Annotated in this window: 26 protein-coding genes; 6 read left to right on the plus strand and 20 right to left on the minus strand. The window is 64.1% G+C overall.

Annotation, left to right across the window (positions count from 1 at the left end; translation table 11 throughout):
* The first annotated feature begins 259 nt into the window (after positions 1–259).
* Entirely contained in the window at positions 260–568 is a 309-nt protein-coding gene (locus K4A76_RS10760; RefSeq protein ID WP_009686623.1) for a hypothetical protein, read from the plus strand.
* On the opposite strand, the gene K4A76_RS10765 is transcribed toward K4A76_RS10760, so the two are convergent.
* Entirely contained in the window at positions 555–806 is a 252-nt protein-coding gene (locus K4A76_RS10765) for a hypothetical protein (protein ID WP_110678380.1), read from the minus strand. The two genes, K4A76_RS10760 and K4A76_RS10765, sit on opposite strands and share 14 nt — an antisense overlap.
* Before the next feature lie 62 nt (positions 807–868).
* Positions 869–1183 carry a hypothetical protein gene (locus K4A76_RS10770; RefSeq protein ID WP_110678382.1) on the minus strand — a complete coding sequence of 105 codons (315 nt, stop codon included), beginning with the start codon at positions 1181–1183 and terminating at the stop codon, positions 869–871.
* Positions 1184–1393: 210 nt separating this feature from the next.
* Here K4A76_RS10770 and K4A76_RS10775 point away from each other — a divergent pair, with 210 nt between their 5' ends.
* Positions 1394–1753 carry a hypothetical protein gene (locus K4A76_RS10775; RefSeq protein WP_033691203.1) on the plus strand — a complete coding sequence of 120 codons (360 nt, stop codon included), beginning with the start codon at positions 1394–1396 and terminating at the stop codon, positions 1751–1753.
* Positions 1754–1807: 54 nt separating this feature from the next.
* Here K4A76_RS10775 and K4A76_RS10780 read toward each other — a convergent pair whose 3' ends face one another.
* A complete protein-coding gene (locus K4A76_RS10780; protein WP_177333718.1) occupies positions 1808–1978 on the minus strand; it encodes a hypothetical protein in 171 nt (56 codons plus the stop codon).
* A 222-nt stretch (positions 1979–2200) separates the two neighbouring features.
* On the opposite strand from K4A76_RS10780, the gene K4A76_RS10785 reads away from it, so the two are divergent.
* Complete coding sequence (locus tag K4A76_RS10785) at positions 2201–2701, plus strand: methylated-DNA--[protein]-cysteine S-methyltransferase (protein ID WP_110678384.1); 501 nt, start codon at positions 2201–2203, stop codon at positions 2699–2701.
* A gap of 4 nt (positions 2702–2705) precedes the next feature.
* Here the strand turns inward: K4A76_RS10785 and K4A76_RS10790 are convergent, their stop codons facing one another.
* Positions 2706–2948 carry a hypothetical protein gene (locus K4A76_RS10790; RefSeq protein ID WP_009686629.1) on the minus strand — a complete coding sequence of 81 codons (243 nt, stop codon included), beginning with the start codon at positions 2946–2948 and terminating at the stop codon, positions 2706–2708.
* Complete coding sequence (locus K4A76_RS10795) at positions 2945–3682, minus strand: carbon-nitrogen hydrolase family protein (RefSeq protein ID WP_110678388.1); 738 nt, start codon at positions 3680–3682, stop codon at positions 2945–2947. Before K4A76_RS10795 ends, K4A76_RS10790 begins: the two co-directional genes overlap by 4 nt.
* 229 nt (positions 3683–3911) lie before the next feature.
* Here K4A76_RS10795 and K4A76_RS10800 point away from each other — a divergent pair, with 229 nt between their 5' ends.
* Positions 3912–4637, plus strand: a complete 726-nt coding sequence (locus tag K4A76_RS10800; RefSeq protein WP_274412144.1) for a metallophosphoesterase — start codon at positions 3912–3914, stop codon at positions 4635–4637.
* Here K4A76_RS10800 and K4A76_RS10805 read toward each other — a convergent pair.
* Together K4A76_RS10805 and K4A76_RS10810 are read right to left on the minus strand one after the other, a co-directional pair.
* Positions 4585–5199: a LysE family translocator gene (locus tag K4A76_RS10805; RefSeq protein WP_110678390.1), complete on the minus strand. Its 615-nt coding sequence runs from the start codon at positions 5197–5199 to the stop codon at positions 4585–4587. The two genes, K4A76_RS10800 and K4A76_RS10805, sit on opposite strands and share 53 nt — an antisense overlap.
* 106 nt (positions 5200–5305) lie before the next feature.
* A complete protein-coding gene (locus K4A76_RS10810) occupies positions 5306–6115 on the minus strand; it encodes an AraC family transcriptional regulator (RefSeq protein ID WP_054912364.1) in 810 nt (269 codons plus the stop codon).
* A gap of 131 nt (positions 6116–6246) precedes the next feature.
* Between K4A76_RS10810 and K4A76_RS10815 the strand changes: the two genes are divergently transcribed.
* Entirely contained in the window at positions 6247–6870 is a 624-nt protein-coding gene (locus tag K4A76_RS10815; RefSeq protein WP_009686636.1) for a LysE family translocator, read from the plus strand.
* A gap of 46 nt (positions 6871–6916) precedes the next feature.
* On the opposite strand, the gene K4A76_RS10820 is transcribed toward K4A76_RS10815, so the two are convergent.
* From K4A76_RS10820 to mobA, 12 genes are all read right to left on the minus strand, one after another.
* Entirely contained in the window at positions 6917–9394 is a 2478-nt protein-coding gene (locus K4A76_RS10820; RefSeq protein ID WP_274412145.1) for an autotransporter family protein, read from the minus strand.
* A 112-nt stretch (positions 9395–9506) separates the two neighbouring features.
* Positions 9507–9782, minus strand: a complete 276-nt coding sequence (locus K4A76_RS10825; RefSeq protein WP_009686637.1) for a peptidylprolyl isomerase — start codon at positions 9780–9782, stop codon at positions 9507–9509.
* Positions 9783–9964: 182 nt separating this feature from the next.
* Positions 9965–10735, minus strand: a complete 771-nt coding sequence (gene hbdH, locus K4A76_RS10830) for a 3-hydroxybutyrate dehydrogenase (RefSeq protein ID WP_009686638.1) — start codon at positions 10733–10735, stop codon at positions 9965–9967.
* A gap of 10 nt (positions 10736–10745) precedes the next feature.
* Positions 10746–12137, minus strand: coding sequence for a GntP family permease (locus K4A76_RS10835; RefSeq protein ID WP_009686639.1), 1392 nt, complete (start codon positions 12135–12137; stop codon positions 10746–10748).
* Positions 12138–12369: 232 nt separating this feature from the next.
* Positions 12370–13752: a sigma-54 interaction domain-containing protein gene (locus tag K4A76_RS10840; protein ID WP_274412146.1), complete on the minus strand. Its 1383-nt coding sequence runs from the start codon at positions 13750–13752 to the stop codon at positions 12370–12372.
* Positions 13753–13804: 52 nt separating this feature from the next.
* Positions 13805–14821, minus strand: coding sequence for an ABC transporter permease (locus K4A76_RS10845; RefSeq protein WP_009686642.1), 1017 nt, complete (start codon positions 14819–14821; stop codon positions 13805–13807).
* A complete protein-coding gene (locus K4A76_RS10850) occupies positions 14821–15879 on the minus strand; it encodes a microcin C ABC transporter permease YejB (RefSeq protein ID WP_054912368.1) in 1059 nt (352 codons plus the stop codon). The genes K4A76_RS10845 and K4A76_RS10850 overlap by 1 nt, the downstream gene beginning before the upstream one ends.
* Positions 15876–17804, minus strand: a complete 1929-nt coding sequence (locus tag K4A76_RS10855) for an extracellular solute-binding protein (RefSeq protein ID WP_443218423.1) — start codon at positions 17802–17804, stop codon at positions 15876–15878. The genes K4A76_RS10850 and K4A76_RS10855 overlap by 4 nt, the downstream gene beginning before the upstream one ends.
* An 11-nt stretch (positions 17805–17815) precedes the next feature.
* The gene (locus K4A76_RS10860) at positions 17816–18097 is read right to left on the minus strand and encodes a peptidylprolyl isomerase (RefSeq protein ID WP_009686645.1); all 282 of its coding nucleotides are present in this window, start codon (positions 18095–18097) and stop codon (positions 17816–17818) included.
* 80 nt (positions 18098–18177) lie between these two features.
* Entirely contained in the window at positions 18178–19239 is a 1062-nt protein-coding gene (locus tag K4A76_RS10865) for a 3-deoxy-7-phosphoheptulonate synthase (protein WP_274412148.1), read from the minus strand.
* 568 nt (positions 19240–19807) lie between these two features.
* Positions 19808–20116 (minus strand): hypothetical protein, encoded by a 309-nt coding sequence (locus K4A76_RS10870; protein ID WP_029884859.1) that lies wholly within the window; start codon positions 20114–20116, stop codon positions 19808–19810.
* Between the two features lie 121 nt (positions 20117–20237).
* Complete coding sequence (mobA, locus tag K4A76_RS10875) at positions 20238–20828, minus strand: molybdenum cofactor guanylyltransferase MobA (RefSeq protein WP_274412149.1); 591 nt, start codon at positions 20826–20828, stop codon at positions 20238–20240.
* A gap of 186 nt (positions 20829–21014) precedes the next feature.
* Here mobA and K4A76_RS10880 point away from each other — a divergent pair, with 186 nt between their 5' ends.
* Complete coding sequence (locus K4A76_RS10880; RefSeq protein ID WP_274412150.1) at positions 21015–21326, plus strand: HU family DNA-binding protein; 312 nt, start codon at positions 21015–21017, stop codon at positions 21324–21326.
* Between the two features lie 27 nt (positions 21327–21353).
* On the opposite strand, the gene K4A76_RS10885 is transcribed toward K4A76_RS10880, so the two are convergent.
* Entirely contained in the window at positions 21354–24479 is a 3126-nt protein-coding gene (locus tag K4A76_RS10885; protein ID WP_274412151.1) for an efflux RND transporter permease subunit, read from the minus strand.
* Between the last annotated feature and the right edge of the window lie 5 nt (positions 24480–24484).

The following is a 24484-nucleotide window of genomic DNA, read 5'->3' on the forward strand; positions in this document are numbered from 1 at the left end:
GTGGGAGCGGGCGTGCCCGCGAAGAAGCCAACGCGGTGGCTTGCACCGGCTACGCCGGTGTTCGCGGCGGTTTGACGCCTCGACATGCCCGCTGCCCCAAGGACCTCGCTAAATCAATGAGTTATGTGTTCTTCTATGAGGGCGGGCTTACCTGTGATGGGCTGCGCAGCAGCCCCTTAACGGGTGATACAGCATCACGCACTATTAAAGCAGTTTGAATGGAGAGCAGCGGGTGGAAGCAAGAAGCGTTGTCGCCGAAATGTTCATTGGAATCCCGACGCATTTCTGGGTATTGCCCGTGGCCGGCCTGGTAGCCTATTACGGTTTGAAATGGTCGGTCAGGTTCGGTAGCCGGGCCACCCTGTTGCAAGTCTCGACTTACCTGTTGTTGCTGGCACTGGCAGTGCTGCCCAATGGTATTTATGCGCTGTTTCCGCCCACGCCTGATCCTGATGTGCTGCTGAACAACGCGCCGTTACCCAATTACGCAGGCCGCTTTTATCTGGACGCGTTCTACGTTTTCAGCGGCTGGGCACTCAGTAAAGTGGTGAAGCTCAAGTTTCGCTAGGCCGGCGCTGCGGCCAGCTTTCACCTGCGCGCTCGCCGCCATCCATTCTCGCAGCCACGGCGCGCAGTTGCTCCGCAACCCCATCAATAGCGAGCACGTGCGCGGTGACATCGATGTCGCCTGGCGAACTGCCGCGAGCCAGCATGAAGCGCGCATGGCCACTCATGGTCTGGCTAAGCTGGTCCAGGTGATCTGCTGTTCTGACCAGATCTGACTTGATGGTGCGAAGCGTTTCCATAATGCGGGGCCTGATTGTCTGATGCTGTTGCGCCTGGGGTCAGCAAAGGCAGGCCTGAGTGATCAGGCCTCATCCAGCAACAGTTCCGGATCGAAGAAGAACGAGGCCAGCAGCACCGCGGTGATTACGCCCGATGCGTCGGCAATGAACAATAGCAGGGCGCTGGCATCGCCCGGGGTGAGGTGGTTCCTCAGGGCGAAGTCCACGCCGTGCGGGAACGCGGCGATCATCAGCAGCATGGTGGCTAACAAGGCAGAAAGCAACTTCAGATAGGCGCGTCCGAACGCCAGCCCAAAAGCCCAGAACACCAGGATGCAGAGGACAGCCAAGCCAGTGGCGGTTGCATATTGGGTGAGTAGTTCCAGCCACCAGAGCATGGCAATCTCCTGAACGAAGCGAGCACTGAGTCAAGGTAAGTGAACAGGGCCAGCCCGAATCTGCGCTGCCTGTTGCTCATCAGAAGCGGAGCGGATTCAATTCGTTCCGTCGTTATAAGCAAATAGTCGCTGTAACGCGCTGCCGTTGAACAACAGGCTTCTCATGGCCAGACTTTGGTTGATTGGTCAGTCGGTATCTGTCTCGTTAGAATGCAGCATATCCATACGAGTCAATTGCAAATGCATACTTTTCGTATTTTTATCAGTTCATTGTTAATCGCCGGCCTCGCCGGTTGTGCCACGCCTGGCAAGCCGACGGCCAGTAAGCTCAGTTCGAAAACGCCCCAGGAATATGCGGCCTGCGTCTTGCCGAAATGGCAGGCTGTGGCCCCGCAAGCCACGCAGAAATCGATTGCCCATGGCTATCGGCTGACGGCATCCAGTGCCGTGGCCAGTGACGATGTACTGGAGGTGATCGATTCAGGCGAAGGCAGCCGTGCTACGTTCTACAAAGGCAGTTTCTTGTCCGGGGACAAGTTGCGCCAGGCGGCCAAGGATTGCCTGGACTGAAACAGCGCCGAGCGCGGCTGGGTCCTTTCAGACCGCGCCAGGTTTCAACCGGGCTTACGACTGCTTGATCAGTTTGCGCCCGGCCCCTCGGCGTACCACACTGCATATCCAGCGCTTGCCGCAGCGATAGGGCGCACGGATGAAGGTAAGTTCCGCGATGCGCCGCGCCCCCTGAGCCTTGAGTGCCTGGGCGAGCTGGGCGAGCGTTTCTGCCACGATGGTCATGTTGCACCTCATGAATTGACTGCATTCATAATTCTCGACCCATCAGAAGAACCCGTGACTCAGTTCGATTAGGGTTAATCACAAAGTGATAGTGTGGACGCCTCAGTCCGCCCGTCCGGTGCGGATCAGTGCCTGCTGTGCAGTTACCCGAGCAAGAAAGCGGATGCGCCACAGACGGTGGATCTTTACAGTGGCGGCATCGCAATCTGCAGGAGCCCGCTGATGTCCAGCGCATTCACCATCATGCAATCGCCTGTCGGCACGCTTACCCTGGTAGCGCGCGGCGATCGCCTGGCAGCCGTGCTGTGGGAGAACGAGCGCGAAAACCGCGTGCGCCTGGGCGCACTGCACAGTGACGATCAATGCCCGGTGCTGCTGGAAACCGCTCGCCAACTGGGTGAGTACTTCAGCGGCGAGCGCCGACAGTTCGAGCTGCCGCTGGATTTTGCCGGTACCGGGTTCCAGCGCCAGGTTTGGGCCGCGTTGCTGGCCATACCCTTCGGTGAAACCCGCAGCTACGCCGAGATTGCCCGGCAGGTCGGCAACCCCGGTGCGGTGCGTGCAGTGGGCGCGGCCAATGGCCGCAACCCCATCTCGATCATTGCGCCTTGCCACCGGGTCATCGGTTCATCAGGCAACTTGACCGGGTTTGCCGGCGGGCTGGCGGCCAAGCAATACCTGCTGGCGCTGGAAGGGCGGCAGAGCCTGGCGCTGGACCTTTAGCGGTTCAGCCGAACCAGCTGGCGATCAGGCAAGCCAGCACCGCCAGTACCGAACCTGCCATCAGGGTATAGTGCCGGTGGGCCCGCCGCGCAGCCTGTTGCACTTCACGCAGGTAGGCGCCGGGTGTCGGCGCGTCGGGCCGGTGACGCAAATGCTCGGCCACGTCGGCCATTTGCCCCCGGATGATCAGGCCGGTCAGGTAGTAGGCACAGGCATAGCTGAGCAGGGCCAGTACGAAATAGGTCATACCGGGTCCAGTGGCAGTGCAATGGCATTGGCCTGGCGGGTATCAAGCACGATAAGGCCTTCGCTGCGGTCGTCCAGGCTGGCCAGCAAGTGGCCCTTGCTGTCCCACGCAGCCGAGCCGCCGGCGCCAATGAAGGTGTCGGCTGGCCCCACGCAGTTTGCCAGCAGCACCGGCATGGCCAGCTCTCGGGCGACCCGCATGTAGTGCGGGTGACCCTGGCTGATCCCTTTGGCGGTTTTCGCCACGCTGACCATGTACAGGTCGGCGCCATGTTCACGGGCCGCAGCGGCATGCCCCATGAACATCGACTCGTAGCAGATCGCCGGGGCGATGCAGTGTTCACCCAAGGTCAGCAACAAGGCTTGGTCACCGGCGCTGAACCAGGGCAACTCATCGGCATGCAAGCGCCGTTTGGCATAGACCTGGCGCGGTGCATTGGGGCTGAACACAGGCATGCCGATGCGTATGCCGTCAGGGGCTGGCAGCGGCAGGCCGACGGCAACGGTGATGCCCAGGCGGTCACTGGCGGCCTGCAGCGGGTCCAGCTGCCTGGCGCTGACCGGCATGGCCGCCTGGCGTGCCACACTGGGCTCATAGCCGGTCAGCGACAACTCGGGAAACACCACCAGTTCGGCGCCAAGCGCTGCAGCCTGTTCGATGCAGGCCAGATGGCGCTGCAGGTTGGCTGAGACCTCGCCTTTGAGCGATGCCAGTTGTACGGCGCACAGCTTCATGTAAACCCTTCCCTGGTAAAGGTTGAAGCCGCCAGCATACTATCGGCCACGACGCCTGTACCAGTGAAGGGGCGTTCAGCGAGCACAAGTGGCGAAAGTGGCCCGCGACCTGCGCGCTTGGAGCAGGTTGTGCCATGCTGTTCATCAAGGGTGCGATGCGTGCGGGGGGGAGGCCGGGTCCGTCAGCCTTTCATCCCTGCCTGGGCAGCGCCAGCAGAGGAACAGTGAGATGGGACGGTTACGGCGCATGATCGCCAACCTGCGGGGCCGCGACCTGGCAGTGGGCGATATTCACGGCCATTTCCAGCGCCTGCAGCAATGCCTGGATGCGGTGGGTTTCGACCCCGCCGTGGACCGCCTGTTCAGCGTGGGCGACCTGGTCGACCGCGGGCCAGACAACGAGGCGGCCCTGGAGTGGCTGGCCAAGCCTTGGTTTCATGCCGTGCAAGGCAATCATGAGGCCTTGGCCATTAACCGCGTGCGGGGTGGAAAACTGGACCTGGCCATGTATCGCGAAGCCGGCGGCGGTTGGTTCATCGACCTGCCGCGGGCCGAGCAACTGCGTTTCGTCGAACGTTTCGAGCAACTGCCGATTGCGATCGAGGTTGAAAGTGCGGCAGGTCTGGTCGGCCTGCTGCATGCCGACAGCCCGACTGCCGATTGGCTGCAATTGAGAACGTGGCTGGAGCTGCTGGATGACCCCAAAGTCAGGCAAGTATGCCAGTGGTCGCGGCGGCGACTCAGGGCTGGCGATACCGAGCCGGTGCAAGGGCTGCGTGCCTTGCTGGTGGGCCACACGCCGGTGCCGCAGGCCACGCTGCTGGGCAATGTCTGGCACCTGGACACCGGCGGCTGGGCCAGCGGCCACTTCACCTTGGTGGACATGCGCAGCCTGAAGCTGGTCAGCCCCAGGCCAGGTGTAACAGCACCGCCGCGCCCAAGAGCACCAGCATGATCCCGGAGCTGCGTTCCAGCCACGGCAGCCAGCGCGCGAAGCGCCGCAGTACCCGCTGGTTGCCGATGGCCACGGCGATCAGCAGGTCCCACAGCAGCACCACACCGAACATCCACAGCGCGCAAGCGGCTTTCCAGCCGGCACTGGCGCTGCCCACCATACTGGCCAGGCTCGCGTAGAACAGTGCGTTCTTGGGGTTGAGAAGGGCAGACAGCAAACCCATGCCCAGCCCCTGCCACCACCCTGGCCCAGTGTGCTTGCCAACGGCCGCAGTCAGGCGGGTATGCCCTGCATGGCGCAGGAACAGCATACCGATGTACACCAGGTAGACGGCACCGACCAGTTGCAGGCTGGCAAACAATGGGCTGCCTTCCTGGAGCATCGACAAGCCGGTGAAGGCCACGGTGATGAACGCACCATTGCCCAGGGCGATACCCAGGCACACGCCGCTGGCGCTACGCCAGCCGCTGCTGACCGACGTGCGTGCGACCAGGAAGAAGTCCGGGCCTGGCGATAGCAGTGCAAGGAAATGGGCGAGGGCGACGATCAGGAATATTTGCATGGGCCGGGCTGCTCTGCGGGAAAAGCCGCAGTCTGCTGCCGGGCTGGCATGGCGTATTGAAGAATATTGCAGGGGCCCCATGGGTCAGCCTCGCGGCTGTGCACCTTCAAGCGCCGCGATACTGCCCCGGTGTCACCCCCACATGAGCCTTGAACACCCGCTGGAAATGGCTCTGGTCGGCAAACCCCAATCGGTAGGCCACCTCTGCCAGTGCCTGCCCTTTGCCCAGCAGCTGCCGCCCAAGGTTGACCCTGGCGTTGAGCAGGTAAGCATGGGGGGTGAAACCGGTGGCTGCACGAAACGCCCGAATCAACTGATAGCGCCCAAGCCCGGCCTCCCGCGCCAATACTGCCAGGCTCAACTGTGCCGGATCCTGGGCTTCGATCCTTGCGATCAAGCCGCTCAGGGCTGTAGCCGCCAATGCCGGTGCCGGTGCCAGCGGCGGCTGCGCGGCAAAGTCCAGGTCACCGAGAAAGGCAACCAGCGCCGCGTCCTTCTCTGCACTGCTGGCGGTGGAGAACAGCAGGCCGTTCAGCTCGCAGAATTGTTGATACAGCACTGCCTCCCGGCAGATACGCGCAGGGGCGCCAGCCCCGCCGTCATCCAGTTCCGACTCCAGGCGCAGTTGCGACAGCCAGCGGGCATCCACATGCAGCATCTGGTAGCTCCAGGCATACCCGGGTGCGGGGTTGCAGGCATGCACGCGCTGGGGCGGTACCAGCACCAGGGTTCCAGGTGTCAACCGCGCCTGCCCGCCGGCAGCTCCGCTGAACAGGCTGAGGCCAGCATCCACTGCGCCGATGGAGAATGTCGGGTGGCTGTGGGCTCTGTAGCAGGCGCGGCTATGGCAGGCGCGCCGGCTTTCCACATGTGGCAGGTTCGGGTCGCGCCACAGTGCGGCGTGGGTACGGGGCATTGTGCGCTCCTCGGGGTTGTTGGCAGGGTAACAGCTGCAAGGCACCTGTACAGTTTTTATCGCTGGCTGTCACTTGACCGAATGGCCCCGTGCCCGCCGAAATAGGCGCCTGCTGCCAAAGGAAAACAACAATGGACTTATCGAGCCTGCTGCTCTTCATCCCCGCCTGCTTCGCCCTGAACATGGCCCCGGGGCCGAACAATCTGCTGTCGCTGCACAACGCCAGCCGCTACGGGCTGCGCACCGCCTGTGTCGCCGGTGCCGGGCGCATCCTGGCGTTCAGTGGCATGATCGCGCTGGCGGCCATGGGCCTGGCGGTGGTGCTGCATACCAGTGAATACCTGTTTCTGGCCATCAAAGTGGTGGGCGCGGGTTACCTGTTCTACATTGCCTGGCAACTGTGGCGGGCACCGGTGGGCGTGGCTGCGAGCACCGGCGGTGAGCTGCGGGGCATGTGGCACCTGGCGCGGCAGGAATGCTTCGTAGCGGCCGGCAACCCGAAGGCGATCCTGATTTTCACTGCGTTCCTGCCGCAGTTCGTAACCGTCGACAGTCGTATGCCGGTCAGTGAGCAGTTCCTCTGGCTGGGAGCGCTGTTCCTGGTGCTGGAATGGGCCGCGATCGCCCTCTATGCAGGCCTTGGCGCCTACCTGCAGCGCTGGTTCAGCCAGCCAGGCCCGCGGCGCCTGTTCAACCGGGTCAGCGCCTCGCTGTTGGGCTGCGCTGGCCTCGGCCTACTGGTGGCGCGTCGCTAGGGTTCAACCCGGGTAGTAAGCTGTTCACTTTTGCCGGGACAGGGCACTAGAACGCCCAGCGTATGCCCAGGTTCACCCCGCTGGCTTCCTGCTGGCGGCTGTCGAGGTTGGCGGTGTACTGCACGCCACCGTGCACGCTCAGTGCATCGCTGACCTGCGCCACCACGCCGCTTTCCACTTGCACCGAGGTGTAGCGGTAGTCGGTCTTGATCTTGTCGGTGTCGTCGAAGGTCAGGGTGTCGCGGCCACCGTCGCCGTGCCACAGGTTGACCTGCGCGTAGGGCTGCAACAGGCGCCCGCTGCTGCCCTTGAAGGCACCCTCCAGGCGCACGCCCAGGCGGCCGGTCATTTCGACCTGGGCGTCATGGCTGACGCGCGAGACACTGTCACTGGCGCTGTCGAGCTTGACCTTCTGCGCAATCAACTGGGCTTGCGGTTCCACCGTCCAGCGGTCGGACAGGGCGATCGGGTAGCCGGCCTCCAGCGACGCCGTCCAGGCATGGCCATCGATGTTCAGCTTGTCACCCCGCTCGGAGCGGGCGCGCCCGTCCAGGCGGGTGTACTGCAGCACGGCATCCAGGTAGCCACCCTGCGGGCCGACCAGCGTCCAGTAGCCGCCCACGCTGTCGCCATCGAGTTGCAGGTCGCCGGCGCTGCGGTCCTGCACGGCCAGGGCGAAGCCTTTGACGTCGGCGTCCAGGCGGCTGTGGCTGACATAAAAGCCCATGTGCTGGCGAGAGCCACTGTCGTTGACTGTGGCGTACAGGTCCTGGCCAACCTTGAAACCGTACAGGTCCCCGTCCAGGCTTGGGCTGACCGTGCCGGTCCATTGCTGGCGCAGCGTGCCGCCATAGGCCTGGCCCCAACTGGCGGGCAAGCTACCTTCACCCTGAAGCAGCTGCTGGTCACCCTGGCGCTGGTGGAAGCTGCCCAACGCCTGGCGGGCGATGATCGCGGCGCCTCTTGGCGCTGCGGCATACACCGGCACTTCCGGGCGGTACAGGGGCAGGCTTTCGCCTTGCACCGGTGCCGGCAGGTCGACCTGGCCGGGGGCCGGTGCAGCCACCGGCGGGGTTACGGCAGGCGCAGGCGCAGGGGGCTCGCCGGGTTCCGGTTCGGCGACGACCGCGGGTGCTGCCACCAAGGTCGAGCGCAGGTACCAGCTGTTCTCGCTGCCTGCCGTTACCCCGCCCTTGAACAGCCGGTAGTCATAAGCGCCCGCCGAAAGCGTCTGGGTCTGGACGAAGGCCGACGCGGTACTGGTTGCGCCGTCACGTGCCTCTACTACTTGTATGCCGTTCTGCGTGGTGGCGGCGCCGGCGCCATCGAGGTTGTTGATGCTCAATTGGGTAGCGCCACCAATGGCACCGCCGCTGACCACCAGCCGGTCAGACGCAGCACCGTCGCCGGCCAGCACACTGTTCAGGCGCAGGCTACCGTTGCTGCCGGTGTAGTCGCCCTCGATGGTCAGGCGGCCCTTGGCATCGTTACCTGCGCTCAGGTCGAGCGTACCTGCGTTGTTGACCGAGACGCGCTGGCCGGTGGTGAACGGGGTGATCGCCCCTTGGCGCGAGGTGAGGGTACTGCTGGCGTCGATGGCGATGCTGCCTGTGCCGCTGTTGCTGTCACCCAGCACCAGCGTGTCATCCAGTGCCAGTTGGCTGGCATTGTTGAGCGCCAGCTGTTCCCAGTTCACGTAGTGTGCACCGCCCATGGCCTGGCTGGCGTCGAAGGTCAGGCTGTCGTTGCCATCACCGCCGTCGAGGGTGATGTTCAGCACCTCGGGGCTCAGCCCTTTGAGCAGCGCCAGGTCATCACCTGGCCCGGCATCGACCCGCCCGCCAATGCGGCCGCCATCCCAGGTGAAGCGGTCATTGCCGGTGCTGAGCAGCACATCGCCGCCCACCTCGCCACCATGCACCAGTACCTGGTCATCACCCCCACTGACGCTGATGTTGCCGCCGATGCTGCCATTGAAGATCTCGACATAGTCCTTGTCGAAGGCGGTGATCACGTTCCGGTCGACACTACCGCCGCGCATGATGAAGGTGTTTTCGTCCAGGCGCATATTGACGTTGCCGATGCGTCCACCGTCCATTTCGGCGTAGTCGCCGCTGTCGAACGTGCCTTGGATCCAGCCCGCTATCATGTGGAAGGTGTCGAGGCCATCGCCTTGGTTGAGGTTGCCGGCGATAACCCCGCCGCTCATCACGAAATCGTCGATGCCTGCGCCTTGGTTGACATTGCCACCGATGGTGCCGGAGGCCATGTCGATACTGTCCTTGCCAGCGCCGAACGTCACGTCGCCGGTGATCGTGCCACTGCCCGATGCTGGCAGCACCAGGCGGTTGTCGCCGCTGGTATCAACCAGCGAGGGGGCGCTGCCACTGTCGCAGCTGTAACTGTCGTTACCGGCAGTGGGCGTTAAGGTGCACGCAGCATGTGCAGCGGGCAGGGCAATGCTCAATAACGGCAGTGAGCCAAGAGTCAGCAACAGGCGCAGACGCATCAGGGAAGCCTCCATTGACCAGGGGCCCTGCAGGTCACGCATGGCGTGCAGGGTTACCGCGGTTTTTATAGAGGTGTGCGTGCTGGGCACAACTGGCAAAAATGTCAGGTGGCACAGGGCCAGTGTGTTAGTCGCGGTAGAAGGTTTGCACCAGGTGATAGCCGAACTTGCTCTTGATCGGGCCGTGTACCACGCGCAGGGGCTTCTTGAAGATGACCTGGTCGATGGCGCCGACCATTTGCCCTGGGCGGACTTCACCCAGGTCGCCGCCCCGTTTGCCGGACGGGCAAGTCGAGAACTTTTTCGCCAGCACGTCGAACGCCTCGCCATTGGCGATACGCTGCTTGAGCTTTTCGGCTTCGTCAGCGGTCTTGACCAGAATATGGCGGGCTTGAGCTTTCATGGATTACCTGTGCTTCGGGGGGGGGGGCGAAAAGCGCGCATTATGCCTGATTGCTGCGCGTTTGTGGCCTTTCACCCAGGCCCGTGGGCGGTGCTCTCGCACCGCTGATAGCGCATCGGCCAGCAGCCGCTTCGGCGGCAAACACCAGCAAAAACCGGTGCCAACCACCGCGGGAGCCTGCGTCACTGGGCCAACCAGCCCCCGTCAACGTTCCAGGCTGCACCACGCACCTGGCTACCCGCTTCGCTGCACAGGAAAAGCACAAGCTCGCCCAGGTGCTGCGGGGTAACGAAGGCCAGCGAAGGTTGCTTTTCCGCCAGCAGGTCATGTTGCGCCTGCAGCGCATCGCCACCGTTGGCGGCACGGTCATCGATCTGTTGCTGCACCAGCGGGGTCAGCACCCAGCCCGGGCAAATGGCGTTGCAGGTGACAGGGCTGGTGGCGGTTTCCAGGCCCACGACCTTGGTCAGGCCCACCACGCCATGCTTGGCGGCCACATACGCCGCCTTGCCGGTCGAACCGACCAGGCCATGCACGGAGGCAATGTTGATGATGCGCCCCCAGTTGCGCGCGCGCATGCCCGGCAGCGCCAGGCGTGTGCCATGGAAGACCGCCGACAGGTTGAGCGCTATGATCTTGTCCCAGCTTTGCACCGGAAACCGTTCGACCGGGGCCACATGCTGGATACCGGCGTTGTTGACCAGGATGTCGACGCCGCCGAACTCGCGCTCGGCCGCGGCGAACAATGCCTCGATCTGGGCGACCTCGGCCAGGTCGGCCGGGTGATGGATGGCTTTTACCCCGTGCCGGGCAATTTCCGCCAGGGCGGGTGCCGGGTCGCCAAAGCCGTTGAGGACGATGTTGGCACCGGCCCGGGCCAGTACCTGGGCGATACCCAGGCCGATGCCGCTGGTCGAGCCGGTCACGAGTGCAGTCTTGCCGTTGAGGGTCATGCAGTGCTCCTTAGACAATGCCAGTGGCGTAGAACGTGGCAATTACCACGAACACTGCCAGGGTCTTGATCAGGGTAATACCGAAAATATCCTTGTAGGCTTCCCGGTGGGTCAGGCCGGTGACTGCCAGCAGGGTGATCACCGCGCCGTTGTGCGGCAGGGTGTCCATGCCGCCGCTGGCCATGGCCGCTACCCGGTGCAGCACCTCGAGCGGAATGTTGGCGGCATGGGCGGCGGCGATGAAGGTGTCACCCATGGCGGCCAGCGCAATACTCATGCCGCCCGAGGCAGAGCCGGTGATCCCGGCCAACAGGGTGACGGTGATGGCTTCATTGACCAGGGGGTTGGGGATGCCGCGCAGGGCATCGGCCAGCACCAGGAAGCCAGGCAGCGAGGCGATCACTGCGCCAAAGCCATACTCCGAGGCCGTGTTCATGGCTGCCAGCAAGGCGCCGCCGACAGCACTTTTGGTGCCTTCGGCCAAACGGCTGCGGATGGCGCCGAAGGCACATGCCAGCACCATCAGGATGCCGACCAGCAATGCTGCCTGTACCGCCCAGATGGCGGTCAGCTTGGCCACGTCGCTGTTCACTGGGGCACTCATGCCGGGCAGTTGCAAGCTGTGGCTCGCGCCGTACCACTGCGGGATCCAGTGGGTGAACAGCAGGTTCATCACCCCCACCAGCATCAACGGGGATATCGCCAGCCAGGGGTTGGGCAACCTCAGGTCGGCAGCGGTTTCCGGTTCGTTGCGCAAGTCGGTGCCATACCCTTCACCGGCACGCTGGGCTTTGTTGCGCTGGCGCTGCAGGTAGGCCATGCCGGTGCAGAACACGAACAGTGTGCCGATCAGGCCCAGCCAGGGTGCGGCCCAGGCGGTGGTGTTGAAAAAGGTGCTGGGGATGATGTTCTGGATCTGCGGGGTACCGGGCAGGGCGTCCATGGTGAATGAAAACGCCCCCAAGGCAATGGTGGCCGGGATCAGCCGTTTGGGGATGTTGCTCTGGCGGAACATCTCGGCCGCAAACGGGTATACCGCAAACACCACCACGAACAGCGAGACGCCGCCGTAGGTCAGCAACGCACAGACCAGCACGATCACCAGCATGGCCTGGCGGGTGCCGAGCAGGCGGATGGCGGCGGCCACGATCGAGCGGGAAAAGCCGGACAGCTCGATCAGTTTGCCGAACACCGCACCCAGCAGGAACACCGGGAAATACAGCTTGATGAAGCCCACCATTTTTTCCATGAACACCCCGGTGAAGGCGGGGGCAACGGCGGACGGGTCAGTGAGCAGAACGGCGCCGAGGGCGGCGATAGGGGCGAACAGTATGACGCTGTAGCCGCGGTAGGCGGCCAGCATCAGCAGGGCCAGCGCGGCAAGGGCGATGAGCACGGTCATCGGGTGTCTCCTGGGTGAGTCTTGTTGTTATCGGTTTGCAGGAGAAAGCGGATATCGTGCCAATTTTTAACTTATTGATTTACATAATGTTTTTATTTTTTGCAGTGTTTCAGTCTCTGTTTTGAGATTTTGTTGTCCAAGCGCACGCGCCTTCTCCTCCCAGATTGGCAAGCTGCCTGCCTGCACAACGGAACTTATGCGGCTATCTCTAAAAAGAGACAAAAGTCTCTGCTCAGAGACCAAGCGCCACCATCTTCTTGTACAGGGTTGAGCGCCCCAGCCCCAGCGCCTTTGCCGCCTGCGGCACGTTGCCCGCATGGTCCGCCAACGCCCCGGCGATCAGTGAGCGCTCGAATGCCTCGCACGCCTCGCGGTAGGTCTGGCGCACCGGTGCCGCCGACAGCGGACTCAACGGCCCCAACGCCGCACGCAAGTCTGCCACCCCCAGGCCCGGTTGATCGGCCAGCAAGGTCGCCCGCTCCAGCACATTGCGCAGTTCACGGATATTCCCCGGCCAGGCATGGCGTGCCAGCAGTTGCTGCGCTTCGGTTTCCAGCTCGTACTGGCTGCCCAGCTCTGCCAGCACGGCCTCGCATAACGCCGGCAGGTCCTCCAGCCGCTGCCGCAGCGGGGGTACTTCGATCGGTAACACGTTCAGCCGGTAGTACAGGTCGGCGCGGAATGCGCCGCGGGCCATGGCCGCCTGCAGGTCGATGGACGTGGCCGCAATGATGCGCACGTCGCTGCGCAGCATTTGGTTCGACCCCACCGGCTCGTATTCCTTTTCCTGCAGCACCCGCAGCAGCTTGCTTTGCAAGGCCAGCGGCATGTCGCCGATTTCATCGAGGAACAATGTGCCGCCTTCGGCCAGTTGCAGCTTGCCGCTGCGGCCTTTGCGGTCCGCCCCGGTAAAGGCACCGGGCGCTGTGCCGAAGAACTCGGCCTCCAGCAGTGTTTCCGGGATGGCGGCGCTGTTGATGCTGACGAACGCCTTGTGTGCCCGGGCCGAGGCGGCGTGGATGGCGTGCGCCAGCAACTCCTTGCCCGTGCCCGTCTCGCCCAGCAACAGCACCGGCGAGTCGCTGCCTGCACCGCGCCGCGCACGGCGCTTGGCTTCCAGGCTGGCAGCGCTGCTGCCAACGAACTGCGCAAAGCTGTACTTGGCCTGGCGGGCGCGCAGTTGCGAGCGGGTCGAGGCAAGCTCCTGCTGCATGCTCGAATAACGCTTGAGCAGCGGCGACAGGCTGCGCAACTGATCGAACAGGGCAAAACCGATGGCGCCGATCAGCGCGCCCTGGTCGTCGTGGATAGGCAGGCGCATGACCACCAACGGCTCGTTCGGCGTGTCCAGCATGTCCAGCAGGATAGGCCGGCCATTGCTCACCACCTCGCGCATCAGGCTACCGGGGATCACTGCTTCGCAGGGCTGGCCAATCGCACTGGCCGCGTCGGCCAGGCCAAAGCGCCGGGCATAGCGTTCGTTCATCCAGGCGATACGTGCCTGGCGGTCGACGATCACCGTACCTTCGCTGGACTGTTCGATGATCTCGAACAGCGAGCGAATCGCCAGTTGCCGAACGTGGGGATAGTCCTTGAGGCTGTCGCTGTCGTGCATGGAAAAAGTCCTGAATACGTTGTTTGCCCGCGCCGGCACCTTGCCTGAAACGTCAGCCCTTCGGGTCAAACGCCTGCCGCAAGGCATCGCCGATGAACACCAGCAGCGACAAGATTAGCGCCAGGGCAAAGAACGCGGTAAAGCCCAGCCACGGTGCCTCCAGGTGTTGCTTGCCCTGGGTCACCAACTCCCCCAGCGAGGCGCTGCCCGCGGGCATGCCGAAACCGAGGAAGTCCAGCGCGGTCAGCGTGGTGATGGCCCCGGTGAGCATGAACGGCACGTAGGTCAGTGTGGCATTCAAGGCATTGGGCAAGATATGCCGCAGCATGACCTGGCTGTCTGGCAAACCCAGCGCCCGGGCTGCCTTGACGTATTCCAGGTTGCGCCCCCGCAGGAACTCGGCCCGCACCACGTCGACCAGGGTCAGCCATGAAAACAGCGCCATGATCCCCAGCAGCCACCAGAAATCCGGCTCGACGAACCCGCTGAGGATAATCAGCAGGTACAACACCGGCAGCCCGGACCATACCTCCAGCAGGCGCTGGCCGAACAGGTCGACCCAGCCCCCGTGGTAGCCCTGCAGGGCGCCCGCCGTCACCCCGATGACCACGCTGATCACGGTCAGGGCAAAGGCAAACAGCAAAGACACCCGCGTGCCATACAACACCCGGGCCAGCACATCTCGGCCCTGGTCATCGGTACCCAGCCAGTTGCTGCTGCTCGGTGGGCTGGGCGTTGGGACCTGCAAGTCGTAGTTCGGGGTGTCGGCGCTGAACGGGATCGGTGCGAACAGCATCCAGCCGCCCTGGTCCTCGATCAGCTTGCGCACGTAGGCGCTGCGGTAGTCGGGCTGGAACGGCAGCTGGCCGCCAAATTGCTGCTCGGTATAACGCTTGAGCGCCGGTACGTACAGTTCGCCCTGGTAGCCCAGCAGCAACGGCTTGTCGTTGGCCACCAGCTCGGCGCCCAGGCTCAGCGACAGCAGGGCGGCGAATACCCACAGCGAGACCCAGCCCAGGCGGTTGCGGCGAAAACGTTGCAGGCGCCGGCGCGCCACAGGCGACAGCATCAGTGCGCCCTCGTGTCGAAGTCGATGCGTGGGTCCAGCAAGGTGTAGGCCAGGTCGCCGATCAGGCGGATCAGCAGCCCTGCCAAGGTGAAGATGAATAACGTGCCGAAAACGATGGGGTAGTCGCGGGACACGGCGGCGTCGTAGCTCATGCGGCCCAGGCCATCCAGTGAGAAAATCACCTCGATCAGCAGCGAGCCGGCAAAGAACACGCTGATCAGTGCCTGTGGTAGCCCGGCCACCACCAGCAGCATGGCGTTGCGCAATACATGGCCGTAGAGCACCCGCCGCTCACTCAGGCCCTTGGCCCGGGCGGTGACCACGTACTGGCGCGAAATTTCGTCGAGGAAGGCATTTTTGGTCAGCAAGGTGAGGGTGGCGAACCCACCGATTACCAAGGCGCCGACGGGCAGTACCAGGTGCCAGAAGTAGTCGGCCACCTTGCCGAGCAGGCTCAGCTCGTCGAAGTTGTCGGAAACCAGGCCGCGCACCGGAAACCAGTTCAGCGAAGTGCCGCCGGCAAACACCACGATCAGCAACAGGGCGAACAGGAACGAGGGCAGGGCGTAGCCGACCACGATCAGTGCGCTGCTCCAGGCATCGAAGTGGCTGCCGTGGCGCACCGCCTTGCGAATGCCCAGGGGTATGGACACCAGGTAGGTGATCAGCGTGGCCCAGAAGCCCAGCGACAGGGTGACCGGCAGTTTGTCGAGGATCAGGTCGGTGACCTTGGCACCACGGAAAAAACTGTTGCCGAAGTCCAGCCGGGCATACTGGCCCAGCATCAGCCAAAGGCGCTCGGGCGCAGACTTGTCGAAGCCGTACTGGCGCTTGATCTCTTCGATCAGCTTGGGGTCGAGCCCGCGGGTGGCGCGTGATTCACCGTGCACAACCTCCGAGCGCGCACCGGGGGTGCCACCGCCGATGCCTTGCAGGCGCGCCACGGCTTGTTCCACCGGGCCCCCTGGCGCGGCCTGTACGATGACGAAGTTGACCAGCAGGATCGCCAGCAATGTCGGAATGATCAGCAGCAGGCGGCGCAACAGGTAGCGGGTCATGGGGCGGCGTTCCGGCGTATGGCCATCTGTTCATTGGTCAGCGCCGTTGGGCTGACCTCCCACCAGGTGTCCAGGCCTTCATCGTAGGTGGCCTGAACCTTGGGCAAGCCGAAGCGGTTCCACCAGACGGTGGAGCTGCCTGGCGGGTAGTAGTTGGGGATCCAGTAGTAATTCCACTGCAGCACCCGGTCCAGGGCGTGAGCGTGGCGCAGCATGTCGGCCTCGCTGGCAGCGCGTACCAGGCCGTCGATCAGGTGGTCGACGGCCGGGTCCTGCAGCACCATCAGGTTGTTCGAACCGGGGTCGTGGGCAGCGGCCGAGCCGAAGTAGTTGTACAGCTCGGCACCGGGGGACAGCGTCACCGGGTAGCCGGTCACGACCATGTCGTAGTCACGGGCCATCAGCCGGTTGACGTACTGCGCCGAGTCGACGTTACGGATATTCAGGGTAACGCCGATCTGTGCCAGGTTGCGCTTCCAGGGCAACAGCAGGCGCTCCATGCCGGCCTGGCCGTTGAGGAAGGTGAACGTCAGGGGCTGACCTTCGCGGTTGACCAGGCGGTCGCCATCGGCATGCCAGCCGGCCTGCTGCAGCAGGGCCAGGGCTTGCAACTGCTGGGCGCGGATGATTCCCGAGCCGTCAGTGACCGGTGCCGTGAACACGTGGTCGAAGACTTCCTGCGGCACCTGGCCACGCAGCGGTTCGAGCAGTTTCAGCTCGCCGGCATCGGGTAGCTGGCGGGCGGCCAGCGGGGTATTGGAGAACACGCTCTGCTGGCGGATGTACAGGTTGCGCATCATCTGCCGGTTGCTCCACTCGAAGTCCCAGAGCATGCCCAGTGCCTGACGTACACGGCGGTCCTTGAACTGCGGCCGGTCCAGGTTGAACACGAAGCCCTGGGCTACCTGCGGTTTGGCTGGGCCTAGGTGGGCCCGTTGCAGGCGACCGTCGTCCAGTGTGGCGCCGTTGTAACCCAGGGTGTAGGCGGTTGCGGAGAACTCGCGGTTGTAATCGTAGCCCCCGCCCTTGAGCACCTGGCGCGCCACCTCGGTGTCGCCGAAGTACTCGATGCGCAGTTTGGCGAAATTGTAGCGGCCACGGCTGGCCGGCAGGTCACGGGCCCACCAGGTGGGGTCACGCTCGAAGGTGATGCTGCGGCCATTGTCGATCTGGCCGATGCGGTAGGGCCCACTGCCGACCGGTTTGTCGAAGCCGGCCCCGTTGGCGAAATCGCGTTGCTGCCAGTCGTGCTCGGGCAGCACGGGCAAGCTGGCCAGGTCCAGCGCCAGGGTACGGCCGTGCCCGGGCTTGAAGTCGAAGCGGATGCTGCGCGGGCCTTCCACGGTCACCCCGCTGACGTCGGCGAACTGGGTGCGGTAGGTCAGGCTGCCTTTGCTCATCAGCAGGTCGTAGGTGAAGCGCACGTCTTCGGCGCGCACCGGCTTGCCGTCGGCGAAGGTCGCCCGTGGGTCGATATCGAAACGCAGCCAGGCGTCATCCGGGCCACGCTCCATGCGCCGGGCGATCAGCCCATAGACGGTGTAGGGTTCGTCGAATGAGCGCACGGCCAGGGGTGCGAACAACAGGCCATCGACCTGGCTGACACCAATGCCTTTGTCGATGTACGGCAGGATATGGTCGAACTGGCCAATCTCGATGGCCGAGCGGCGCAGCATGCCGCCCTTGGGGGCGCTGGGGTTCACATAGTCGAAATGCTGGAAACTGGCGCCGTAGCGGGGGGCTTCGCCGTACACCGTGAGGGCATGGGTGGGGGCGGCCAGGGTATCGAGGGCGAAACAAAGCAGCAACAGGCACCACAACCCCTGCAGAAGCGGGTTACCCCGCGAATACGCCCGAGCATGCAGCCTCGTTGCCTGAGCTGACGTATTCGCGTGTGAACCCGCGGCCACCGGGGGCATGAACAGCTGTTGGCTGCTTAGTCCTGACGGCTGGTGACTTCCAGCAGGTGGTAGCCGAACTGGGTCTTTACCGGGCCTTGCACGGTATTCACAGGTGCGCTGAACACCACGGTGTCGAATTCCTTGACCATCTGGCCTGGGCCGAACGAACCCAGGTCACCGCCCTGGCGGCTGGACGGGCAGGTGGAGTTGGCTTTGGCGATTTCAGCGAAATCGGCACCGGCTTCGATCTGGGCTTTCAGTTCGTTGCACTTGTCTTCGCTGGCAACGAGGATGTGACGGGCGGTTGCACGGGCCATGGGTACTGCTCCTTGGGGTAAAAAGTGCAAGCCTAGCGCACTTGTCCGGGGTATGTCTCGCCAGGCTTGCAACCATCGGCTCACAGTTGTTGTGCGGCTTCGCGCAACAGCGTTTCGGTCGAGGCCCAACCCAGGCAGCCGTCGGTGATCGACACGCCGTACTTCAGGGCGCCCTTGCCCAGCGCCTGGCAACCGTCGAACAGGTGGCCTTCGATCATCACGCCGACCAGCGAGCGGTCGCCGCTCAGGCGTTGCGCCAGCACCTCGTTGAACACCGCAGGCTGGCGCGCTGGGTCCTTGCCGCTGTTGGCATGGCTGCAATCGACCATGATCCGTGGCTGCAAGCCAGCCTTGGCCAGCGCCTGGCGGGCGAGGGCAATGCTAGGGGCATCGTAGTTGGGCCCTTTGTGGCCGCCGCGCAGTACCAGATGGGTGTCGGGGTTGCCCAGGGTTTCGATGATCGCCGGGTGGCCTTGCGCGTCCAGGCCGAAGTGGCGGTGCGGGTGTGCAGCGCTGCGCATGGCGTCGCTGGCTACGGCAATACCACCGTCGGTGCCGTTCTTGAAGCCCACTGGCAGCGCCAGGCCACTGACCATTTCGCGGTGGATCTGCGATTCGGTGGTACGCGCGCCGACCGCAGCCCATGCCAGCAGGTCGTCGAAGTAGCCCGCGGCCAGCGGTTGCAGCAACTCGCTGGCGATGGGCAGGCCGCGCTCGATCATGCTCAGCATCAGCCCGCGAGACAGGGCGATGCCGGCATGCATGTCGTCGCTGCCATCCAGGTGCGGGTCATACGCCAGGCCTTTCCAGCCCACCGTGGTACGCGGTTTTTCGACGTAGGCGCGCATCACCAACAGCAGCTTGTCGTCGACGTCGCGGCTGAGGGCGGCCAGGCGGTCGGCGTATTCCAGCGCGGCGCGCGGGTCGTGGATCGAGCACGGGCCGACGATCACCAGCAGGCGCTGATCGTGGCCTTCGAGGATGTTGCGTATAGCCTGGCGGTGGGCATGTACTTGCTGGGCCAGGTCTGTGGCGAGCGGCATTTGCTGCTTGAGCAGGTGCGCACTGGGGAGGCGTTTGCTGACTGCGGTGTTGGCCGCTTGCGGCTGGGTCAGGGGCAGGGCGAGGCTGGAGGCGTGCATGGCATTTTTCCCTGGGCGGACGGCGGGGGCTGGCCCGCGCGGTCGGCCCTATCGAGGTGTTCGACAGATCGTTGAATTACTGTTGGCTGCTGCATTGCCACCTGTGCAAGACCGATCGGAGGCGGCTGGCTGGCCCGAGCGGGATTGGCTAAATCGCCAGGTGTAGGTGTCGGCGTAGTAATAGGTGGCGTAGTTCATGAAGCGGTCCTCAATGTGAATCAATGGTTTTTTCAAAGGCCTGAAACGCAAAACCCCCGGTCGGGGAGCCGACCGGGGGTTTGAGTATTCTCATGTTCGGCGGCCCCTCGAAGGTGGGCGCCGTGCAGGTATCGGCGCCTAGTGGCTAAACCAATACCCGAAGTAATAGCTTGCTGGAGCTACGCAGCCGGCAACGGCCAGCACAGGGCGCGGTTGGCGACCGGTGTGGTTGGCGAGGTGGCGGATGTGTGTTGGCATGTTGCGCTCCAGTGAATGAGCCCGAGCTTACTGCAGTTCGGCTGGGCCATTCAATGGATAAATACTATGTGTTCAATCATTTATTTGTGTACTGAATGGTTAAACGGCCCTGTCAACGGCTGTCCTGATCTTCAGCGGTGCCACCGCTGGCGCCGGCACCCGAGCCAGTAGCCTCGCCGGTGCTGTTGGAGCCGCCCGTGGCGCCATCGGCGGCGTCGGTGCTGCTGCCGGTGTCGCTGCTGTCATTGCTTTTGCCGCTGCCAGGGGTGTTGACGCTGCTGCCCTCACCGGCAGTCTTGCCGCCAGATTGGTCGGTTTGTGGGTGGCTGTCGGTGTTGGTGGCCGTGGCGGCGAAGCTGGTGCCAGCGAGTGGGGTCAGCGCCAGTGCCAGGCACAGGGAGAGCGGGCGAATGCGGATCATGGGATATCTCCATCGTGGGGATGATCTGTCATTCGTTTGGCCTGGTGAGCCGGGCTGGGTGCCGCTCGGGCGACGAGCGGTAGGCGCAACAAGCCATGGGGCCGCTGCGCCGGGCCGGCGATCAGCGAGGTTGCGCGTGTTCCTGCAGCAGCTCGGGGCTGTTGAAGTTGCTCAAGCGGCGATCGTCTGCGCTGCACTCAAGCGCTTGCACCTTGGCGCGCAACAGGGCCTTCTGCAAGCTCCGCTCACCCTCGGCCCAGGCTTGCTCCAGCACCGGCAACAACTGGCGCGGCAGCACGCTGAACATCGGCTGCCAGTAGCCGCCCTGGTGCGCCATCGCGGCACTGTCATTGGCCGCAGCAACCCGCAGCAGGTCTTCGATCAGTGCGCGGTCGACCAGCGGCGCATCGCAGGCCAGCACCACCACCCATGCATGCCGCGCCACCTTGAGCCCGGCAATCACCCCCGCCAGCGGCCCGGGGAAGTCGTTGTCGGCATCGCCCACCAACTGGTCGGCATACACCCGGTAGGCCTGCTGGTTGCGGTTGCAGGAAATCACCAGGTCGTCAGTCAGGGGGCGCAGCACGCGATGGATTGCGGCCACCAGTGGCTCGCCCTGCCAGCTGATCAAGCCCTTGTCCCGGCCGCCCATACGTTGCCCGCGGCCCCCCGCGAGGATCAGGGCAGAGCAGGTGAGCAATTGTTCAGTCATTGGCTAAAGTCCGAGGCAGGCACGAAGGCAACCCTCACACGCACGACAGCGGTTGTCCAGTGGACGTGAACGCGGGGCCAGGGCACTGACATTTTTGCCAGTTGTGCCCGCCGCTGCTTCTCCCTTGAATAGGGCTGCAGCCTTGCCCACGCAATGAGGGCAAGCCAGATTCCCAGGAGAAGGCAATTGAACAAAGCGCAACTTATTGAACAGGTAGCAGCGCGCGCCGAACTCAGCCAGGCGATGGCCCAAAAGGCAGTCGATGCCTTCATCGATGGGGTCAAGGCGTCGCTGAGCACACACACGCCTGTCGCTTTGGTGGGTTTCGGCAGGTTCGAGACTGCCCGAAGGCCAGCGCGGGTCGGCAGGGACCCGCGGTCTGGCAAACCGTTGAAGATTCCGGCGGCGATGACGGTCAAGTTTCGAGCTGGCAAGGATCTGAAGGATGCCGTCAGATTCCGCGGGGAGTCCGAGGCCAAGACCAAACCCCGCAAGTGAACGCAGAGGGTCCCTGGGGACCCTGATTCAGGGGCTGTCGTGCAGCGCCTCGCCGGCCGTTGCGGTTTTGCGCGTGCCAGCCAGCCGCATCACGCTGACGAAGAACACCGGCACGAATACCACCGCCAGGGTAGCGCTCAGCATGCCGCCGATAACCCCGGTGCCGATCGCCTGTTGGCTGGCCGAGCTGGCACCGCTGGCGATCGCCAAGGGCACCACGCCGAGGATGAACGCCAGCGATGTCATCACGATCGGCCGCAGGCGCAGGCGGGCGGCCTGTACGGCGGCATCGGCGGCGTCCACGCCCTGGTCTACCAGGTGCTTGGCGAACTCGATGATCAGAATGGCGTTCTTCGCCGACAGGCCGATCAAGGTGATCAGGCCGACCTTGAAGAACACGTCGTTGGGCATGCCCCGCAGGGTTACCGCCAGGACCGCACCCAGCACGCCGAGCGGCACCACCAGCAGCACTGCGGTGGGTATCGACCAGCTCTCGTACAGCGCAGCCAGGCACAGGAACACCACCAGCAGCGACAGCGCCATCAACATCGGCGCCTGGCTGCCGGACAGGCGTTCTTGCAGTGACAGGCCGGTCCATTCCAGGCCGGCACCGGCGGGCAGTTGCGCCACCAGGCGCTCGATTTCGGCCATGGCTTCGCCAGAGCTGTAGCCGGGGGCCGGTTCGCCGGAAATCGACACCGCCGGGTAGCCGTTATAACGCGTCAGTTGCACCGGGCCGCTGACCCATTTGGCCTGGACGAACGCGGCCAACGGCACCATCTTGCCGCTGCTGTTGCGCACATGCATGTTCAGCAGGTCTTGCACCTGGCTGCGCTGGTCGCCTTCGGCCTGCACCACCACGCGCTGCATGCGGCCCTGGTTCGGGAAGTCGTTGACGTAGCTGGAGCCCACTGCCACGTCGAGTACCGAGCCGATATCGGCAAACGTCACGCCCAGGGCATTGGCCTGGCGGCGGTCGATCTCCAGCTGCACCTGCGGGCTTTCCGCCAGCGAGGCTTCGCGCACGTTGCTCAGTACCTTGCTCTTGCCGGCCTGCTCGAGCAGCTGGTCACGCGCCGCCATCAGCGCGCGGTGGCCCATGCCACCCCGGTCCTGCAGGCGGAACTCGAAGCCGGTCGACTCGCCAAGCCCGTCGATGGGCGGCGGCAGCACGGCGTAGGCCACCGCATCCTTGAGTTGCGTGAAGGCCTTGTTGGCGCGCTCGGCAATCGACTGGGCAGTGTGTTCGGCACTTCGCTCGGACCAGTCCTTGAGGGTAGTGAAGGCCAGCGCAGCGTTCTGCCCGCTGCCCGAGAAGCTGAAACCCAGGATCAGTGTGGTGTTGCCGACCCCCGGTTCTTCACTGTTGTGCGCCTCGATCTGGGCGGCCACCTGTTCGGTGCGCATGCGGCTGGCGCCAGGCGGCAGCTGGATGTCCGTAATGGTGTAGCCCTGGTCTTCGGTGGGCAGGAACGCCGTGGGCAGCTGGCTCAAGCCATAGCCCAAAACCCCCAGCAGCAGCGCATACAGCAACAGGTAGCGCCCGCTGCGTTGCAGCGCTTGCATGACCCAGCGCTGGTAGCCATCGCTCATGCCCTCGAAACGGCGGTTGAACCAGCCGAAGAAACCCTTGCGTGCATGCTGTTCGCCCTTGGCCACAGGCTTGAGCAGCGTGGCGCACAGTGCCGGGGTCAGGCTGAGGGCGAGGAATGCCGAGAACAGGATCGATACCGCCATGGCGACCGAAAACTGTTGGTAGATCACACCCACTGACCCTTGCATGAAGGCCATGGGCAGGAATACCGCCACCAGTACCAGGGTGATGCCGATGATCGCGCCGCTGATCTGGCTCATGGCCTTGCGCGTGGCTTGCCGGGGCGGCAGGCCTTCTTCGGCCATGATGCGTTCGACGTTTTCCACCACCACGATGGCGTCATCGACCAGGATGCCGATGGCCAGCACCATGCCGAACAGGGTCAGCACGTTGATCGAGAAACCCAGCGCCAGCATCACGGCGAAGGTGCCCATCAGTGCCACCGGTACCACCAGGGTCGGGATCAGCGTGTAGCGCAGGTTCTGCAGGAACAGGAACATCACCGCAAACACCAGCAGCATGGCTTCGAACAGGGTACTGATGACCTGCTCGATCGACACCTTGACGAACGGCGAGGTGTCGTAGGGGATGTCGTACCTGACCCCCTCGGGGAAGTAGCGCGCCAGGTCCTGCAGTTTCGCCCGTACCAGGGTGGCGGTCTGCATGGCATTGGCGCCCGGTGCCAGCTGCACGCTGAAGGCCGTGGCCGGCTTGCCGTTCAAGCGGGTGCCGTACTGGTATTCCTGTGCGCCGACTTCCACCCTGGCGACATCGCCAAGGGTGACCACGGAGCCGTCGGGGTTGGCGCGCAGCACAATGGCGGCGAACGCATCCGGCGTGCTCAGCTGGCCTTTGACCACCACGTTGGCGGTGATTTCCTGAGTGCTGCGGCTGGGCAGGTCGCCAATGCTGCCAGGGGCTACCTGGGCGTTCTGGCCGGCGATGGCGTCGGCCACGTCGTTGGGCGTGAGGTTGAAACCGACCAGTTTGCGCGGGTCGATCCAGATGCGCATGGCCCGTTCCGAGCCATACAGCTGGGCCTTGCCGACGCCTTTGAGGCGGCGTATTTCATCCATCACGTTACGCGCCAGAATGTCCGACAGGGCGGTTTCGTCGAGTTTGCCGTCTGTGGAGGTGAGGGTGGCCAGCAGCAGAAAGCCGGTGGACACCTTCTCGACCTGCAGGCCCTGCTGGGTGACCGGCCGCGGCAGGCGGGACTCGACCACCTTCAGGCGGTTCTGCACGTCGACCTGGGCCAGGTCCGGGTGGGTGCCCGGGGCGAAGGTGGCGGTAATGGTGGCGCTGCCCAGGCTGCTCTGGGATTCGAAGTACAGCAGGTTGTCGGCGCCGTTGAGCTCCTGTTCGATCAGGCTGACCACGCTTTCGTCCATGGTGGCTGCCGAGGCGCCGGGGTATACGGCGTAGATCTCGACCTGCGGCGGTGCCACGTTGGGGTATTGGGCCACCGGCAGTTGCGGGATGGCCAGCGCGCCGGCCAGCAGGATGAACAGCGCGACCACCCAGGCGAATACCGGGCGGTCTATGAAGAATTGCGGCATGGGTC

Source organism: Pseudomonas sp. NEEL19, from assembly GCF_028751975.1.
In the GTDB taxonomy this organism is placed as follows: Bacteria; Pseudomonadota; Gammaproteobacteria; order Pseudomonadales; family Pseudomonadaceae; genus Aquipseudomonas; species Aquipseudomonas juntendi.